Genomic DNA, 15,710 nt, shown 5'->3' with positions numbered 1-15,710 from the left:
TTGTTCTCCCTCGTCTTGTCCGCATTACGCGACAGGATGGATGGCGATGCGTTGCACTTTCGGAAGCAATCGATACATTATCGGAACTCGAGGGAGATAGCCTTGCTGCAGCGATCGACGGAACGGCTCGATATCGATCTTCTCGTCCTGCCGGACGCGAACCTGATCCTGATTGCCTCGGTCATCGAGCCGTTGCGCGGCGCCAACCGCATTTCCGGTAGCGAACTCTACCGCTGGCGGCTGCTGACGCTGGACGGAGCACCGGTCCCGACCACCAGCGATATCGCCGTGCCCGCCCAAGGCGCTTTCAAGGCCACGACCGAGGATACGCCGCTGTTCGTGCTTGCCAGCTACAACTGGCGCCGAAGTGCGACGCCGGCGCTGAAGATGCAACTCTCCCAGGCCGCCCGCTATCGCACGGTGATTGCCGGCATCGAATCCGGCACATGGCTGCTGGCGGAAGCAAGCCTGCTCGACGGACTGCCGGCGACCGTCCACTGGGAGGACTACGAGGATTTTGCGCTGGCCTATCCGCAAGTGCGGGCTGTCAAGGATCGCTTCGTCATCGATGGCAAGCGACTGACGACCTCGGGCTCGCTTCCGACCGTCGACCTGATGCTGGAGGTGATCCGACAGCGGCAGGGTTATTCGCTGGCGCTCGAGGTCAGCCGGCTGTTCCGTTACGAGCAGCCGTCCTTCCATGCCGATGAGCCGCTTTCCGCCGCCTCGGCGGGACTGCGCATGCACGATCCCCGCGTGACGCAGGCAGTGCGGCTGATGGAGGAGCATATCGAGCAACCTCTGGTCCTGGCGCGGCTCGCCCGCAGGGTGGGCATCAGCGCAAGGCATCTGCAGGATCTCTTCCAGCAGAGCATCGGCGCGGCGCCGCATGTGCACTATCTCGCGCTGCGCCTGAACGCGGCCCGCCGCAAGGTGATCGAGACGACAGCCTCCTTTGCCGACATCGCGGCGGCGACCGGCTTCAACTCGGCCTCGGCCTTTGCGAGAAGCTACCGCGCGAGTTTTTCAGAAAGCCCGTCGGAGACCCGGCGCCGTCTTCGCCGCCGCATCACACCGACGTAGGCTGGAAGGCGTCTCGTAACATATCGGCGAGTTCGCGAACTGCCTCACTGGATCGGTAGGGATTGCGCCGGAGCACGACTTTCGAGGAATCGACTGGTGGGAACCCGTCTTCGGCAGTCAGTTCCCGGCAGCCGGGCGGAATGTTGCTGCGGCACAGCGTGGTGACGGCAAGGCCCGCAGTCACGGCATTCTTCAGCCCCGAGCCGGTATCGGCGATGAATGCGATCCGGTAATTGCGGCCGATCTGCTCCAGCGACCGGAGCGCATAATCGCGTGACCAGGTGGAGTTGCGATAGGTCGCAATCGGCAGGGGATTGATGTCGTGCAGCCGGTGCACCATCGATGTCACCCAGACGGTCGGGTCGATACAGAGGACCTCGCCTTTCGTTTGATCGCTCCAGTCGAAAACGACAGCCAGATCGAGTTCGTCCCGCTCCAGGGCAGCGAGGTTGCGGACCGTATAGTCGCAGGACACGGTAACCTCGACGGCCGGATGGCGTACGGCGAAAGCCGCAAGAGCCGCCGGCAGCACCGTCTGGCTGTATTCCTCGGGAATTCCGATGCGCACCGGCCCATCCAGCGGTTTGCTGCGGATCGTCGCGGCGGCCTCGCTCAACAGATCGATGATCCGGCGGGCATAGGGAACGAGCTGTAGGCCCGGACGCGTGAGCAGCACGCCGCGAGCGCCCCGCTCGAATAGAGTTTCGCCGATCGTCTCCTCGAGCCGCTTGATCTGGCTGCTGACAGCCGACTGCGTCCGCCCGATGCGCTGGGCAGCCGCGGAGAAATTCGACGTCTCGGCAACGACCAGGAAGGTTCTCAGCAGGTCGCTCTCAATCGGCTCGTGCATGGGGAAGCCATAGAAAAAATCGATGATAGCCATCTCTACTATTCGTTTGTCTGATGTCAATTCTAGGCGCAGAAAAGAGCCGCGTTCGACTTCCTTCTTTGAGAATATCTGCGTGACCATTGAAAATCCGGCCAGACGCCTCGCAGGCAGCGAGCACGAGAAGGGTGTGCTTCTCATCATTGCCGCGACGCTTGCCTGGAGCGCGAGTGGCGTCTATTCGCGGCTCCTGACGACTGACGTATGGACGGCGATCGCCTGGCGGTCTTTGTTCGGCGGCCTGTTTCTGCTGATCCCCTGCCTTTTCCTCGAAGGGGGCATCTCACGGCAGCAATGGCGATCCGTCTTCCATCCGTCCGGTCTTGCCATGATCGCATGCCAGACCTTCAGTCAGGTATGCTTCATCGGTGCGCTATACATGACCACCGTCGCCAATGTGACGATGATCTATGCGACCGCGCCTTTCATCGCAGCGTTGCTCGGCTGGATCATCCTCAGGGAGAGGGTCTCCAGGCGGACGCTGATTGCCGGCGGCATTTCGCTCTTCGGCGTAGCGGTCATCGTCGCCTCGTCGATCGGCGGCGGCACTGGTCTCGGCGATCTGCTGGCGCTCGGCATGACCGCGTCCTTCGCGCTCGTCATCATCATTCCGCGCGTCAATCCCGGCGTGCCGAGCCTGCCACCGACCGTCGTCAGCGCCTTCCTGACGCTTGCTATCTTTGCCCCGTTCGGTTCGGTCGGCTCGCTTGACCTGCATAATTGGATCGTTCTCGCCGCCTTCGGCGCGACCAATTTCTCCCTCGCGCTGGTGCTTTTCCTGGCTGGAGCAAAGCGAATGCCGCCGGCGGAGGCGGCGCTGATCGGCACGATGGAAATCGTGCTGACGCCCTTCTGGGTCTGGCTGCTGTTTTCCGAAGAGCCGCCTATCGCCACCTTTTTCGGCGGCGCGATCATCCTAGGCGCCGTGTTCTGGCACACGGTTATGGACTTCAAGCGCGGCCAACGGCAGCGTTCCTGAACAGCGTCGCGCAGGCAGATTGTCCTGTCTTTGCCGACTGTCGTCTTTGAGTTGCGCCCTGTCGTTTTCATGAGCGCTGTTTTGCGCGCGGCGTGATTTGCTGAAGGTGTAAGCGGCAGAGGAACCGAGATCCTCAAGGACATCGCCGGATGACAATTCGGAAAGACACCTAGATCGACCGAAAGGAGGTTCTGGAGCCCGGAAACCAGCTCTTTGCGCAGCAGATCGACAGATTGCGGCAGGCGATCACGAACACGACAGGCTGAAGCTTCAGCGTTCGCTCCTCCCTTCCATTCAATCCGTCCCCGCCTATTTGCAGAATTCGAATATCGCCCGATGCGGCGGTATTGACATGCCGGACTGCAGAGGAGGCAGGCCGGAGGAAAGCTTGCCGTCGGCTGCATTGGTTGCGGATCGAGGCATTTCAAACACGTGGGAGGAATCCATGAGCAAAAATAGAGGCGTCGTCTATCTCCGTCCCGGCAAGGTCGAAGTGCGCGACATCGACGATCCGAAGCTGGAAGCGCCCGACGGCCGCCGCATCGAACACGGCGTCATCCTGAAGGTGATATCGACCAATATCTGCGGCTCCGATCAACATATGGTCCGCGGCCGCACGACGGCGATGCCGGGCCTAATCCTCGGTCATGAAATCACTGGCGAGATCATCGAGAAAGGCATCGACGTCGAGATGCTCGACATCGGCGATATCGTCTCGGTGCCTTTCAATGTCGCCTGCGGCCGTTGCCGCTGCTGCAAGTCTCAGGATACCGGTGTCTGCCTGACGGTAAACCCGGCCCGGGCCGGCGGTGCTTACGGTTATGTCGACATGGGCGGCTGGATCGGCGGACAGGCGCGCTACGTCACCATTCCCTACGCAGATTTCAACCTGCTGAAAATCCCTGATCGGGACAAGGCGATGGCGAAGATCCGCGATCTCACCATGCTCTCCGACATTTTGCCCACCGGCTTCCATGGCGCGGTGCGTGCAGGCGTCGGGGTCGGCTCGACCGTCTATGTCGCCGGTGCCGGCCCGGTCGGCCTTGCGGCTGCGGCTTCGGCCCGCATTCTCGGCGCAGCAGTCGTGATGATCGGCGATTTCAACAAGGACCGTCTGGCGCATGCGGCAAAGGTCGGTTTCGAACCGATCGACCTGTCGAAGAGCGACCGTCTTGGCGACATGATCGCGCAGGTCGTCGGCAGCAACGAGGTGGACAGCGCCATCGATGCGGTCGGCTTCGAGGCACGCGGCCACTCGGGTGGAGAGCAGCCGGCGATCGTGCTCAATCAGATGATGGAGATTACCCGCGCCGCAGGTTCGATCGGTATTCCCGGCCTCTACGTCACCGAAGATCCGGGCGCCGTCGACAACGCCGCCAAACACGGCAATCTTTCGCTTCGTTTCGGTCTCGGATGGGCCAAGGCACAGTCCTTCCACACCGGCCAGACTCCGGTGATCAAATACAATCGCCAACTCATGCAGGCGATCCTCCACGACCGGCTGCCAATTGCCGATATCGTCAACGCCAAGGTCATCCCGCTCGACGATGCCGCCAATGGATACGAGAGCTTCGACCAGGGAGCGGCGACGAAATATGTCCTCGATCCGCACGGAGAGGTGGCGAAAGCCGCCTAGCGATTACGACCGAGGAACTTTACCTGATAGGGATGGCCGGCGGAAAACCGGCCATTTCGCATTTGTCACATGACAATTTGAGTGACGAACTACTGAATGCTGAACGGGAAATATTTTGCGTTGATCATGTCGTAGGTCCCGTCCGCCTTGATGCTCTTCAACGCTTCGTTCAGGCGCGCAAGACGCTCCTTGTCATCGAGGCGCAGTGCGATCCCGGCACCTTCACCAAAATGAGTGATATCGACCAGATCCGGCCCCTTGAATTCGCAGCAGCTTCCCGCTTTCGTGTTGGCAATCCAGTCGTAGATGGCGAGTTTATCCTCGAGGATAATGTCCACGCTCCCATCCGCCAGGCCTTTGTACAATTCAGGCGAAGACCGAAACACCGTCTTTTTCATTTGCGGATAAAGATGGCTGGCATAGGATTCCTGCGCTGTCGACGATGTCACCCCAAGAATTTTATCGCTGAGGGCGGCCGGGCTGACATCGGTGATCGAGGAATCCTTCCGGGCGATGAACACCGACGGACTGTTGTAGTATTTTTCAGTGAAGGCAACCTTTTGACGCCGCTCAAGGCTCATCGACATGGATGAGATGATCGAATCGTATTTTCCGGCGACGAGATTGGGGATGATGTCGTCCCACTTCTCGATGATGAACTGGCATTCGAACTTACCGACCTCGCAAAGGGCATTGGCAATATCGATGTCGAAGCCCTGAAGCTTGTTATTCGCATCGAGATAGTTGAAGGGCGGAAATGCACCTTCGACGGCAATTCTCATAGGCATGCGATCTTGCGCAGCCACCTGGAGTGGCGAGATCGCCAGAAAAACACCCACCGCGCCCGTCATCAGCGCGCCGTGCACGATAGTCTGAATGGATATGCGCATCGTCGCGAGCTCCTTGGGGCGTATCGATCTCGCCCATAGTGCGCCCCAGCTTTTAATTCTACGTGAACGCTTCTTTGTTAGCCTCGGCCAATGCGCCCGTGTCGTGGTGTTCAGGGGTCTAGGCTTGCACATCGTTCTTCCTTCCAGCTCCAACGCGTTTCAGCAGTCCTGGATTGCTTCGGGGAGAATTCTGTTTCTGATTGCCGTCAGCGGGCTTGGAGCGATCGGACTGGTCGTGCTGTCGGCACTGTGGGCGGGAACCGAGAGCGATGCTGCCGCCCTTGATCGACAGCGCCAGCTTGTGAATGCCCGCTTGCGGGAGCAGGTCGATCAAGTCGCGCATGTTATCGGGCAGTTCGGCAACGGCTATCTCACACGTGTTTATCCGGCTGCCCGGTCAACCGGAGGCTCCTCCAGCCTCGATGCGGTTCTGACTGCGGCTGCCGGTAGTGCGATCAGCCAGACCGCAATGTCCGCCTTCGGCTACGATCAGGCGTTTGTAGTCGACGAGAAGGCGCAACTGCTCATGCTGGCCGATGCCCGAACGGAAAAGCGTTATCGCTGGATGAAGCCTCTCTTCTTGCCCCTCCTTCAGGATGCCCGGCTTGGGGTGAGACGCGGCACGGTTTCAAACGAGCGAACACCGTCCTCAATGGAAAGCCGCCTTGCGAGTGCCGCCCGTTCCAACCGGGCGCTGGCCAATCTGATGCGGCTGGAAGGTCGACCGACGATCGTCGGCGTCGTCGCCATCAACGAGGCCTCTGAGAGGCAGCAGCAGCCGATGCGGCAATTCCTGATCGTCGTGCGGTTTATCGATGGCGCGGCGCTGGACGAATTGAGCCGGGAACAGGGCCTCAATGGGGCGCGCTTCGCGCGCACGGCCGATGCCGACGAAAATGAGGTTGCGTTCCAGATTGACGCCACGGCAAACGGCGAACCGATCGGTTTCATCGTATGGCGGCCCGATCTTCCAGGTTCGAGGGTGATCGGCCGATTGATGCCGGCACTTTCAATTGCCGCCTTGGTGATCGCGATCCTGTTCTCGGTCTTGCTGGTGCGCCTGCGAAGCAGTCTCGGCGAGTTGAAGAGAAGCGAGTTGCATGCAAGGCAGCTTGCCTTGCATGATGTGCTGACCGATCTTCCCAACCGCGCTTTGTTCGCGATGAGGTTCGACGAGTGCCTGGCCGAGACGCAGAATTCGACCGAGCGCTCGGCGGTAGCGCTTCTCGACCTCGACCGCTTCAAAGCGGTGAACGACACGTTCGGCCATGCCGCCGGCGATGAACTCATCAGGATGGCTGCGGAGCGGATCCGCTCCCTGCTTCGTCCGGGTGACACGCTTGCCCGGCTCGGAGGGGACGAATTCGCCCTGCTTCTCCGGGACATCAAAGACCATGACCACGTTTTGCCGGCAATATGCGAAGCGATCGTTGCCGAACTTGGCAAACCCTTCCCGCTTTTGAGGGGCGAGGCCATTGCACGGGTCGGCGGCTCGATCGGTGTGACCGTCGTGCCGGATGCCGGGCGGAATGCCGATGACGTCATGCGCTACGCCGACGTCGCGCTGTACGAGGCAAAGATGGGGGGAAGGGGCCAGTGGCGTCTCTATTCACCGTCCATGGACGGCGGCAGGAACGCACGCGACATTCTCAAGAACGAATTGCGGGAAGTTCTGGCCAAAGGTACGGCCTCATCCGCTGACGGTCCGCAATCCGATCCGATTGTAAACAGGCCGGATTTCGGATCGCTCGAGGTCTATTACCAAACGGTACATCGCGCTGAGGCAGGATACTCGGCGTCGGGCGCCGAGGCTCTCGTGCGTTGGCGTCACAGTCAGCGCGGACTATTGACGCCTGCCAGCTTCATCCCTGTCGCAGAGGAGGGCGGTCTCATCGACGCTCTCGGTTTCTGGGTCTTGCGCGAAGCCTGCAGAGCCGCCTGCAAATGGCCGGAAGGCACATTTGTTGCGGTCAACGTGTCTCCCGCCCAGTTGAGGAGACCGAATTTTGCCGAGGAAGTCTTCGCCGTGCTTGAGGAGAGCGGCCTGCAGCCGTCCCGGCTCGAGCTCGAGCTCACCGAGTCCTCGCTCATCGAGGACAACACGGACGTCTATACGGTGCTGAAGTCGCTGCGCAGCCGGGGTGTTCAGGTTTCGCTCGATGATTTCGGAACCGGCTTTTCATGCCTCAGCCATCTGGTCCGCTTCGATATCGACCGCATCAAGATCGATCGTTCGTTCGTCTCGCAGCTCGGCACAAAAGCCAACGGGGCGGCAATCATTGGCGCCATCGTCGCGCTCAGCCGCAACCTCGGTATCTCGACGACGGCTGAAGGGGTCGAAACCGAATACCAACGCGACTTTCTGGCCGCCCTCGGCTGCACCGACCTTCAAGGTTACTTCTTCTCCAAACCGGTTCCTCTTCGCGACCTTGATAGTTTCCGGAAAGCTGAAAGCGCCGTCGCCTGAGAGGCTTTCGATCTTCCGCCAGGAACTTTCGCCTCACGCGGCGGTTGACGCCCAAAGACCGAGTGGAGGATATGATGGGCGAGGTGGGCGAATGGCGGCACCTTTGCGTCGACATGCAGCGGATGTTTGCCGAAGACACGCCATGGCACGTTCCCTGGATGGTACGGATCTCTCCCCAGATCGAAGAACTGGCCGGGCGACATCCGTCGCGAACGATCTTTACCCGCTTTCTGCCGCCCGAGCGTGCGGACGACATGCCGGGGAAATGGCGGGATTATTACCATAAATGGTGGATGATGACGGGCGAACATCTTCCGCGCGGCTTCATCGATCTCGCCCCATCGCTGGCATCGCTGGTTCCGCCGGCAAGGCACTTCGACAAACGCACCTATTCCCCTTGGATCGACGGCCGCCTGCATCCGATCCTTCAGTCGGAGCGGGTCGATACGCTGGTTATATCAGGCGGTGAAACGGATGTCTGCGTGCTGGCAACGACGCTCGGCGCGATCGATCTCGCCTATCGTGTCATCGTGCTCAAGGACGCCGTTTGCAGCGGCGCCGATGATACGCATGACGCGTCACTGGAACTTCTGCACGATCGGTTTTCCGTGCAGCTCGAGCTCATGGACACCGAAGAGTTTTTGAGGGTCGTTGGATAGAGCGCTGGGGCAGCCCGCGCTCGCCCGGCGACGTTTCTCGCCGGGCTTGCCGTTTTTATCGGATCGCCGTTCACCTCGGCGTCACGTCAATGCCACCACTTTTCGGTCGGTCTTTGCTTGGCAGTGTCTACTCTGCGGCTTCGATGAAGCGGTGGCGTTCATAGAGGAACTTCAGCACGGCTTCACGGCATTTGAGATATGTCCGGTCGGAGGCGAGTTCGATGCGATTGCGGGGACGGGGCATCGTCACATCGAGCACTTCGCCGATGCGGGCTGCCGGGCCGTTGGTCATCATCACGATGCGATCGGACAGCAGCACCGCTTCATCGACATCATGCGTGATCATCACCATCGTATTGCCAAGCCGTGCATGGATTTCCATCACCGCATCCTGAAGATGGGCGCGGGTCAGCGCATCGAGCGCGCCAAAGGGTTCGTCGAGCAGCAGGATCTTCGGTTCCATTGCAAGCGCGCGGGCAATGCCGACGCGCTGTTTCATGCCGCCTGAAATTTCCGAAGGCCGCTTATCTCTCGCATGCGCCATCTGCACGAGGTCGAGGTTGGCCATGACCCACTCATGCCGCTCGGCCTTGGTCTTCGTTCGGTTGAAGAGTTTGGAGACGGCGAGATTGACGTTCTCGTAGACCGTTAGCCAGGGCAGCAGCGAGTGGTTCTGGAAGACGACGGCGCGCTCCGGACCGGGTCCATTGACTTCGCGGTTTTCCAGGAGCACGGCGCCTGCCGAAACGGGCGTCAGGCCGGCAATAAGGTTGAGCAGGGTGGACTTGCCACAGCCGGAATGGCCGATGATCGAGACGAATTCGCCCTTGGAAATCGTCAGGTTAATGTCCTTCAGCACCTCGGCGCGCACGCCGCCGCGATCGAAATGTTTGTCGATATGATCAAGCTTCAGATAGGCGTTCATAGGTGCGCTCCTCAGTTGGCCATGGCGCCGCGGGTGATGAGTTTGCCGAGTGCTGCCACCAGCTTGTCGAGAGCGAAGCCGACGATGCCGATATAGACGAGCGCGACGATGATGTCCGAAAGGCGCGAGGAGTTCCACGCGTCCCAGATGAAGAAGCCGATGCCGACGCCGCCCGTCAGCATTTCGGCCGCGACTATGGCGAGCCAGGAGAGGCCGACCCCGATCCTGAGGCCTGTGAAGATGTAAGGCGCTGCCGAAGGCAGCATGATCTTCCAGAAAAACTCGAACTGGTTGAGGCGCAGCACCTCGGCGACATTGCGGTAGTCCTGCGGGATATTGCGGACGCCGACGGCGGTGTTGATGATCACCGGCCAGATCGAGGTGATGAAGATCACGAAGATTGCCGAGGGGTTGGAATCCTGGAAGGCTGCGAGCGACAGCGGCAACCAGGCGAGCGGCGGAACCGTACGCAGCACCTGAAAGATCGGATCGAGGCCCCGCATCGCCCAGACCGACTGGCCGATGATCGCACCGATGATGACGCCAGCGACCGCAGCAAGTCCGAAGCCATAGAGAACGCGCTGCAGCGAAACGAGCACGCGCCAGCCGAGTCCGATATCCTGGGAGCCGTAGTTGAAAAACGGATAGGCGATCAGGTCATAGCTATCCTGCCAGACCCGATGCGGCGAGGGCAAAGACGCATCCGCCGATGAACAGAGCACCTGCCAGACGAGCAGGATAAGTGCCAGCACGACGATCGGCGGAACGACGTTGCGAAGTGCGGCCAGTGCCGCTCGACGAAAATCGATCCGCGATCCGTGCTTGCCGGAAAACGGCAGAACCTTTGCCGCCGGCTTGGCAGCGGCGGCCGTGGAGGGATTTTCTTTATTTGCCAGGGCGGACATCAACGCGCTCCTCACGTGAATGAAAGGCCGGCGCGCCGTTGCGCGCCGGAGCGGGTCACGAGACAGCCTTGATCGAAAGGCTGTCGAGATAAGCGGAAGGATTTTCGGGGTCGAAGACCTTGCCGTCGAAGAAAGTCTCCTTGCCGCGAGAAGACGATGCGGGAATATCGGCTGCCGCGACGCCGAGATCCTTGGCGGCTTCACGCCAGACGTCTTCGCGGTTTACCTGGTTGACCAGTGCCTTGATGTCGGTGCTCGCCGGCAGATTTCCCCAGCGGATGTTCTCCGTCATGAACCAGGTATCGTGGCTCTTGAACGGGTAGGAGGCGCCGTCTTTCCAGAACTTCATATAGAGGTCGGTGGCCTTGACCTCGCGGCCGTTGCCATAATTGATGTCGCCCTTGAGGCGGCCGAGCACGTCCTTCGTCGGAACGTTGAACCATTGGCGCTTGCCGAGAATGTCAGCCATCTCCGCCTTGTTGTCCATGCTTTCACACCACTGCTGAGCCTCCATGACAGCCATCAGCAGGGCCTTGGCAGCATTGGGATTCTTTTCGATCCATTCGGCGCGCAGCCCGAGCGCTTTTTCAGGATGACCCTTCCAGAGCTCGCCGGTTGTGGCTGCGGTAAAGCCGATGCCCTGGTTGACGAGCTGCTCATTCCACGGTTCGCCCACACAGAAGACGTCCATGTTGCCGACCTTCATGTTGGCAACCATCTGCGGCGGCGGCACGACGATGGTCGAAACGTCCTTGTTCGGATCGATGCCGCCGGCGGCGAGCCAGTAGCGGATCCAGAGGTCATGGGTGCCGCCCGGGAAGGTCATGGCGGCCTTGATCTCCTTGCCCTCGGCCTTCTTTTTCTCGAATGCCGCCTTCAGCTTGGAGGAATCCAGCTGCACGCCGGTGTCGGCATATTCCTTGGCGACGGAAATGCCCTGGCTGTCGAGGTTGAGCCGGGCGAGGATCGCCATCGGCACCGGCTTATTGTTCTGCGTCACCTTGCCAGTATGCATGAGATAGGGGAGCGGCGAGAGGATATGGGCACCGTCGATGCCGTTTGCTGCACCGCCCAGCACCAGATTGTCGCGGGTCGCACCCCAGGATGCCTGTTTGGCCACATCCGTTTCTGGAAGGCCATGCTTGTCGAAAAAGCCCTTTTCCTTGGCGATGATCAACGGTGCGGAATCGGTGAGAGCGATAAAGCCCAGCTTGGCACCTTTTACCTCAGGGCCGGCTCCGGCTGCGAAGGCGCCGGACGGAAAGGCAGCCTTGACGGCGCCGATGAGGGCAGCCGCTGCCGTCGTCTTGAGCATGCTGCGGCGGGTAATGCCGGTTGTCGAAATCCCAGTCTGCAAATTCTTTGTCATGCGCAGGTTCCCTCTGCTGGCTGAATTTGGACACAAAAAAACGCCGCCGGAAATTGCGTCCAGGGGATGGGAGAATCCCGGAGCAAAGACCTTGCGACGTCGGTGTCTATTGTAGGCGCTTATGCCGCGCCTATCTGCGCCGGTCGCCATTGACCGATGCTTCTCAGAACCTGCAAGCAGCGTGCCAATTTCGAGAGGAGATGGTAACGGTATGAAGCAAAAGGAGAAATGCGAAGATTCTATAGCTGCCTATACTTTGGGCATCCTTGCTTTGTGCCAACCTTTTGTGCGATTGCTGCTATGGTCGCAGTCGCGAGAGCAATTATTTGTGCAGCGCACGCGCGCCGCTCGGTCGCCGCGCTGGCAGCGCAAAGCCGAGATTATCGCTCGAATGGTTCGCCGAGCGAAGCGACGCCGTTCAGTTTCAGCAGGCGGCGGTCAGCGGAGATGATGCCGAGCACGATGATGGTGACGAGATATGGCAGGCTTGAGAGCAGTTGCGAGGGAACGTCCAGCCCGGTTGCCTGGGCCGCAAGCCCCATTAGCGAGACCGCGCCGAAGAGGCAGGCGCCGAGGAAGATACGGCCGGTGAGCCAGGTCCCGAAGACGACGAGGGCAATCGCGATCCAACCGCGCCCAGCGATCATCCCGTCGGCCCAGAGTGGTGTATAGACTACCGATGCATAAGCGCCGGCGAAGCCGGCCATCGCACCGCCGAAGGCGATGGCGAGGACGCGGACCGATATCACCGAATAGCCGATGGCGTGAGCGGCCTTGGGATTCTCGCCGACGGCGCGGACGACAAGACCAAGCTTGCTGTAGGCAAATATGGCCCAGAGAGCGAGGGTCGCGGCAAGCGAAATCCACACGACGATGTCCTGGACGAAAAGGCGGCCGATAACCGGCAGGTCCGAAAGCCCGGGAAGGGCAAGCTTCGGAAGTCCTCTGACCGTGAGGCTTTCATAGGTCTTGCCGAAAAGCGCGGAGAGGCCCTGGCCGAGAATGCCGATGGCAAGGCCCGCCGCCACCTGGTTTGCCCGGAATCCCAACGTGACGAAGGCGAAGAGCAGGGAAAGAGCAGCGCTGCCGAGCCCCGCGGCGACGAAGCCCAGGAGATGCCCGCCGCCTTGGTAGACGATAATGAAGGCGAGCACGGCACCGAAAGCCATCAATCCCTCGACCCCGAGGTTGAGGACACCGGCGCGCTCGGCCACCAGTTCGCCGAGGGCTGCGAGAAGAAACGGGGTCGCAGCCGCAAGCATGCCGGCAAGAATGAACTCGATCGCGTTCATGACGGGCTCCGATGGGCGGCGCGGCGCCATTCAAGGCGATAGCGCACGAAGGTGACGGCGATGAGGTAGGCGAGTAGCAGACTGCCCTGGAAGACACGGACGGCGGCGATCGGCAGGTTAGCCGAGACCATGGCATTGTCGCCACCGATATAGATGACCGCCATGACCAGCGCCGAGATCACGATGCCGATCGGATGCAGGCCGCCGAGATAGGCGACGATGATGGCCGCATAGCCATAGCCGCTCGCGACCGAACGCTGCAGCTGACCGAGCGGCCCAGCGACTTCGGCGGCTCCGGCAAGACCGGCGGCAAAACCGCCGATCAGCAGAGAAAGCCAGATCGCCCAACCTTCCTTGAAGCCGGCATAGCCGGCAGCCCGCGGCGCCAGACCGCCGACCTGCAGCTTGTAACCGATGAAGCTTCTCTGCATGAAGATCCAGGCCGCAACCGACAAAGCAAGCGTGATGAGGAACGAGACATTGACGCGGGTACCGGCAATCAGGGTTGGCACCATCGCATCATACTGAAACATCACCGACTGGGGGAAGTTGAAGCCATTCGGATCCTTCCATGGGCCGAGCAGCAGATAGTTCAGCAACTGCGCCGCAACGAGGCTCAGCATCAGCGAAACGAGGATCTCGTTGGCGTTGAGGCGCACGCGCCAGAAGGCGGTGAGAGAAGCCCAGAGAGCGCCGCCGATGGCGCCGAGCAGCAGCATTGCCGGCCAGATCCACTGGCCCGTCGCTTGCGGAAACCAGACCGGAATGGCAGAGGCGAAGATCGCGCCAAGAATGAACTGGCCTTCGGCGCCGATGTTGAAGACCTTGGCACGAAAGCCGATCGCCAGCCCCTGCGCGATCAGAAGGAGCGGTCCTGCCTTGAGGAGCACTTCCGAAAATGACGCCCAGGAAAGGAAGGGCTCGAAAAGCATCGCATAGACAACCGCGACAGGGTCGCGGCCCATCAAGATGTAGAGGCCGAGATTAAGTGCGATCGCGCCCCCCAGCGCTATGACAGGCGCGCACAGGGCCGCGGTAAGCGAGGCGCGCTCCCGGCGGACCAGAGTGGGAACGAAAGCAAGGGACCAAGCACGCATTACTGGACTTTCTCAGGCGAGGCCTGTGCCCCGATCATGTATCGGCCGATCTCCTCGGGTTTCGTGTCCCGCGTTGCGAGCGGCGGGCTGAGCCGGCCGTGATGCAGCACCTGGATGGAATCGCAGAGTTCGAACAGTTCTTCGAGCTCCTCGGAAATGACGAGGATCGCCATGCCCTGATTGCGCAATGCGACCAGACGGCTGCGGATGGCGGATGCGGCGCCGATATCCACACCCCAGGTCGGCTGCGCCAGGAAAAGCAATTTGGGAGACAGCATGATTTCGCGGCCAACGATGAACTTCTGCAGATTGCCGCCCGATAGAGTGCCGGCTTCGGCATCCGGGCCGGGCGTGCGAACATCATACTGACGGATACAATCATCGGTGAACGCCAACGCCCGCGCCCTGTCGACGAGACCGTGGCGCAAAAGCTTGAGCGGATGGGCCGTCAGCAGGCTGTTGAGAACGAGCGACATTTCGGGCACGGCGCCGCGTCCGAGCCGGTCTTCCGGAACGAAGGCAAATCCGAGCGTCCGCCGCGCGGCGGCATCGAGCCTGCCGACATCCATTCCCATCATGTAGATCCGGTCGCGTTGGTCGCGTGCCAGTACCGTCTCACCTGAAATCAGCGCAGCAAGCTCGCTTTGGCCGTTGCCCGAAATACCGGCTATCCCGAGGATTTCGCCGGCACGAACTTCGAGGCTGATGCCGGAGAGCGGCACCGCGAAGGGATCGTCGGGCTGATAGTCCAATCCGATGATCTCCAGCCGCTTTTCCCCTCCAGACAGTGGCAGCGCCGACATCGGCGCCGGCATGTCATGGCCGATCATCATGCGGGCGAGGTCATGGGCATCATGTTCACGCGGGTCGACATCCCCGGTCACGCGTCCGCCGCGCAGGATCGTCGCCCGGTCGCAGATAGCGCGGATTTCTTCGAGCTTGTGGGAGATCAAAAGGATGGAAACGCCGCCGTCACGCAGTCGTCGCAGCGTGTCGAAGAGCCTCTCCACCAGTTGCGGTGGCAGGACGGAGGTGGGCTCGTCGAGGATCAGCAGTTTCGGGTTGGTCATCAGGCTTCGGATGATCTCCACCCGTTGCCGTTCGCCGACGGACAGCGCATGCACATGGGCAAGCGGGTCGACTTCGAGGCCGAATTCCCGTCCAAGCGTCCGAATACGTTCCTTGAGCTCAGCCTTGCGGCCCGGCACGACCAGCCGAATATTTTCCAGGACGGTCAGGGTCTCGAACAGCGAGAAATGCTGGAAGACCATGCCGATGCCGTGGCGCCTCGCCTCGGCGGGGGAGGCGAGGCGCAAAGGGTTTCCTTCCCAGATGACCTCTCCGTCGTCCGGTTGCTCGACGCCGTAGATCAGTTTCATCAGCGTCGATTTTCCCGCCCCGTTTTCCCCGAGGATCGCATGAATCGATTGCGGCGCCACGTCCAGATCGATGGCCTGATTGGCATGGATCTGGCCGTAGCTCTTCGAAATGCCGCGCAGCGACAGGAGCGGGGTGGTCATGA

Annotated in this window: 13 protein-coding genes; 5 read left to right on the top strand and 8 right to left on the bottom strand. The window is 60.9% G+C overall.

Features of this window, described 5'->3' with window-relative positions:
• The first annotated feature begins 36 nt into the window (after window positions 1-36).
• On the top strand, window positions 37-1,083 hold the full coding sequence (locus OIU37_RS31710; protein ID WP_180697187.1) for a GlxA family transcriptional regulator: 1,047 nt from the start codon (window positions 37-39) through the stop codon (window positions 1,081-1,083).
• Here OIU37_RS31710 and OIU37_RS31705 read toward each other — a convergent pair.
• Window positions 1,070-1,933, bottom strand: coding sequence for a LysR substrate-binding domain-containing protein (locus OIU37_RS31705; RefSeq protein WP_180697186.1), 864 nt, complete (start codon window positions 1,931-1,933; stop codon window positions 1,070-1,072). The genes OIU37_RS31710 and OIU37_RS31705 overlap by 14 nt on opposite strands.
• 112 nt (window positions 1,934-2,045) lie before the next feature.
• Between OIU37_RS31705 and OIU37_RS31700 the strand changes: the two genes are divergently transcribed.
• Together OIU37_RS31700 and fdhA are read left to right on the top strand one after the other, a co-directional pair.
• The gene (locus OIU37_RS31700; RefSeq protein WP_264259789.1) at window positions 2,046-2,948 is read left to right on the top strand and encodes a DMT family transporter; all 903 of its coding nucleotides are present in this window, start codon (window positions 2,046-2,048) and stop codon (window positions 2,946-2,948) included.
• Between the two features lie 445 nt (window positions 2,949-3,393).
• Entirely contained in the window at window positions 3,394-4,584 is a 1,191-nt protein-coding gene (gene fdhA / locus OIU37_RS31695; RefSeq protein ID WP_168317513.1) for a formaldehyde dehydrogenase, glutathione-independent, read from the top strand.
• Between the two features lie 89 nt (window positions 4,585-4,673).
• Here the strand turns inward: fdhA and OIU37_RS31690 are convergent, their stop codons facing one another.
• Window positions 4,674-5,474, bottom strand: coding sequence for a transporter substrate-binding domain-containing protein (locus tag OIU37_RS31690; protein WP_240605130.1), 801 nt, complete (start codon window positions 5,472-5,474; stop codon window positions 4,674-4,676).
• A 103-nt stretch (window positions 5,475-5,577) separates the two neighbouring features.
• Here OIU37_RS31690 and OIU37_RS31685 point away from each other — a divergent pair, with 103 nt between their 5' ends.
• Both OIU37_RS31685 and OIU37_RS31680 read left to right on the top strand, forming a co-directional pair.
• Window positions 5,578-7,941, top strand: coding sequence for a bifunctional diguanylate cyclase/phosphodiesterase (locus tag OIU37_RS31685; protein WP_180697185.1), 2,364 nt, complete (start codon window positions 5,578-5,580; stop codon window positions 7,939-7,941).
• Between the two features lie 74 nt (window positions 7,942-8,015).
• Window positions 8,016-8,600, top strand: a complete 585-nt coding sequence (locus OIU37_RS31680; protein ID WP_180697094.1) for a cysteine hydrolase family protein — start codon at window positions 8,016-8,018, stop codon at window positions 8,598-8,600.
• 127 nt (window positions 8,601-8,727) lie between these two features.
• Here OIU37_RS31680 and OIU37_RS31675 read toward each other — a convergent pair whose 3' ends face one another.
• The 6 genes from OIU37_RS31675 to OIU37_RS31650 all read right to left on the bottom strand — a co-directional run bounded on the left by OIU37_RS31675 (window position 8,728) and on the right by OIU37_RS31650 (window position 15,708).
• A complete protein-coding gene (locus OIU37_RS31675) occupies window positions 8,728-9,525 on the bottom strand; it encodes an ABC transporter ATP-binding protein (RefSeq protein WP_180697093.1) in 798 nt (265 codons plus the stop codon).
• Window positions 9,526-9,536: 11 nt separating this feature from the next.
• Window positions 9,537-10,430, bottom strand: coding sequence for a nitrate ABC transporter permease (ntrB, locus tag OIU37_RS31670; RefSeq protein ID WP_180697092.1), 894 nt, complete (start codon window positions 10,428-10,430; stop codon window positions 9,537-9,539).
• A gap of 55 nt (window positions 10,431-10,485) precedes the next feature.
• A complete protein-coding gene (locus tag OIU37_RS31665) occupies window positions 10,486-11,799 on the bottom strand; it encodes a CmpA/NrtA family ABC transporter substrate-binding protein (RefSeq protein ID WP_180697091.1) in 1,314 nt (437 codons plus the stop codon).
• A 380-nt stretch (window positions 11,800-12,179) separates the two neighbouring features.
• The gene (locus OIU37_RS31660) at window positions 12,180-13,091 is read right to left on the bottom strand and encodes an ABC transporter permease (RefSeq protein WP_180697090.1); all 912 of its coding nucleotides are present in this window, start codon (window positions 13,089-13,091) and stop codon (window positions 12,180-12,182) included.
• On the bottom strand, window positions 13,088-14,188 hold the full coding sequence (locus OIU37_RS31655; RefSeq protein ID WP_240604990.1) for an ABC transporter permease: 1,101 nt from the start codon (window positions 14,186-14,188) through the stop codon (window positions 13,088-13,090). The genes OIU37_RS31660 and OIU37_RS31655 overlap by 4 nt, the downstream gene beginning before the upstream one ends.
• A complete protein-coding gene (locus tag OIU37_RS31650; protein ID WP_264259788.1) occupies window positions 14,188-15,708 on the bottom strand; it encodes an ABC transporter ATP-binding protein in 1,521 nt (506 codons plus the stop codon). The genes OIU37_RS31655 and OIU37_RS31650 overlap by 1 nt, the downstream gene beginning before the upstream one ends.
• Window positions 15,709-15,710 lie beyond the last annotated feature (2 nt).

Source organism: Rhizobium sp. BT-226, assembly GCF_025847085.2.
GTDB lineage: Bacteria > Pseudomonadota > Alphaproteobacteria > Rhizobiales > Rhizobiaceae > Rhizobium > Rhizobium sophorae.
This window is presented reverse-complemented; position numbering and strand designations above follow the sequence as displayed.

Coding starts and splice junctions, on each gene's coding strand:
- OIU37_RS31710 (WP_180697187.1), top strand. CDS start 37: ATGGATGGCGATGCGTTGCACTTTCGGAAGCAATCGATACATTATCGG.
- OIU37_RS31705 (WP_180697186.1), bottom strand. CDS start 1,933: ATGCACGAGCCGATTGAGAGCGACCTGCTGAGAACCTTCCTGGTCGTT.
- fdhA (WP_168317513.1), top strand. CDS start 3,394: ATGAGCAAAAATAGAGGCGTCGTCTATCTCCGTCCCGGCAAGGTCGAA.
- OIU37_RS31690 (WP_240605130.1), bottom strand. CDS start 5,474: ATGCGCATATCCATTCAGACTATCGTGCACGGCGCGCTGATGACGGGC.
- OIU37_RS31680 (WP_180697094.1), top strand. CDS start 8,016: ATGGGCGAGGTGGGCGAATGGCGGCACCTTTGCGTCGACATGCAGCGG.
- OIU37_RS31675 (WP_180697093.1), bottom strand. CDS start 9,525: ATGAACGCCTATCTGAAGCTTGATCATATCGACAAACATTTCGATCGC.
- ntrB (WP_180697092.1), bottom strand. CDS start 10,430: ATGTCCGCCCTGGCAAATAAAGAAAATCCCTCCACGGCCGCCGCTGCC.
- OIU37_RS31665 (WP_180697091.1), bottom strand. CDS start 11,799: ATGACAAAGAATTTGCAGACTGGGATTTCGACAACCGGCATTACCCGC.
- OIU37_RS31660 (WP_180697090.1), bottom strand. CDS start 13,091: ATGAACGCGATCGAGTTCATTCTTGCCGGCATGCTTGCGGCTGCGACC.
- OIU37_RS31655 (WP_240604990.1), bottom strand. CDS start 14,188: ATGCGTGCTTGGTCCCTTGCTTTCGTTCCCACTCTGGTCCGCCGGGAG.
- OIU37_RS31650 (WP_264259788.1), bottom strand. CDS start 15,708: ATGACCACCCCGCTCCTGTCGCTGCGCGGCATTTCGAAGAGCTACGGC.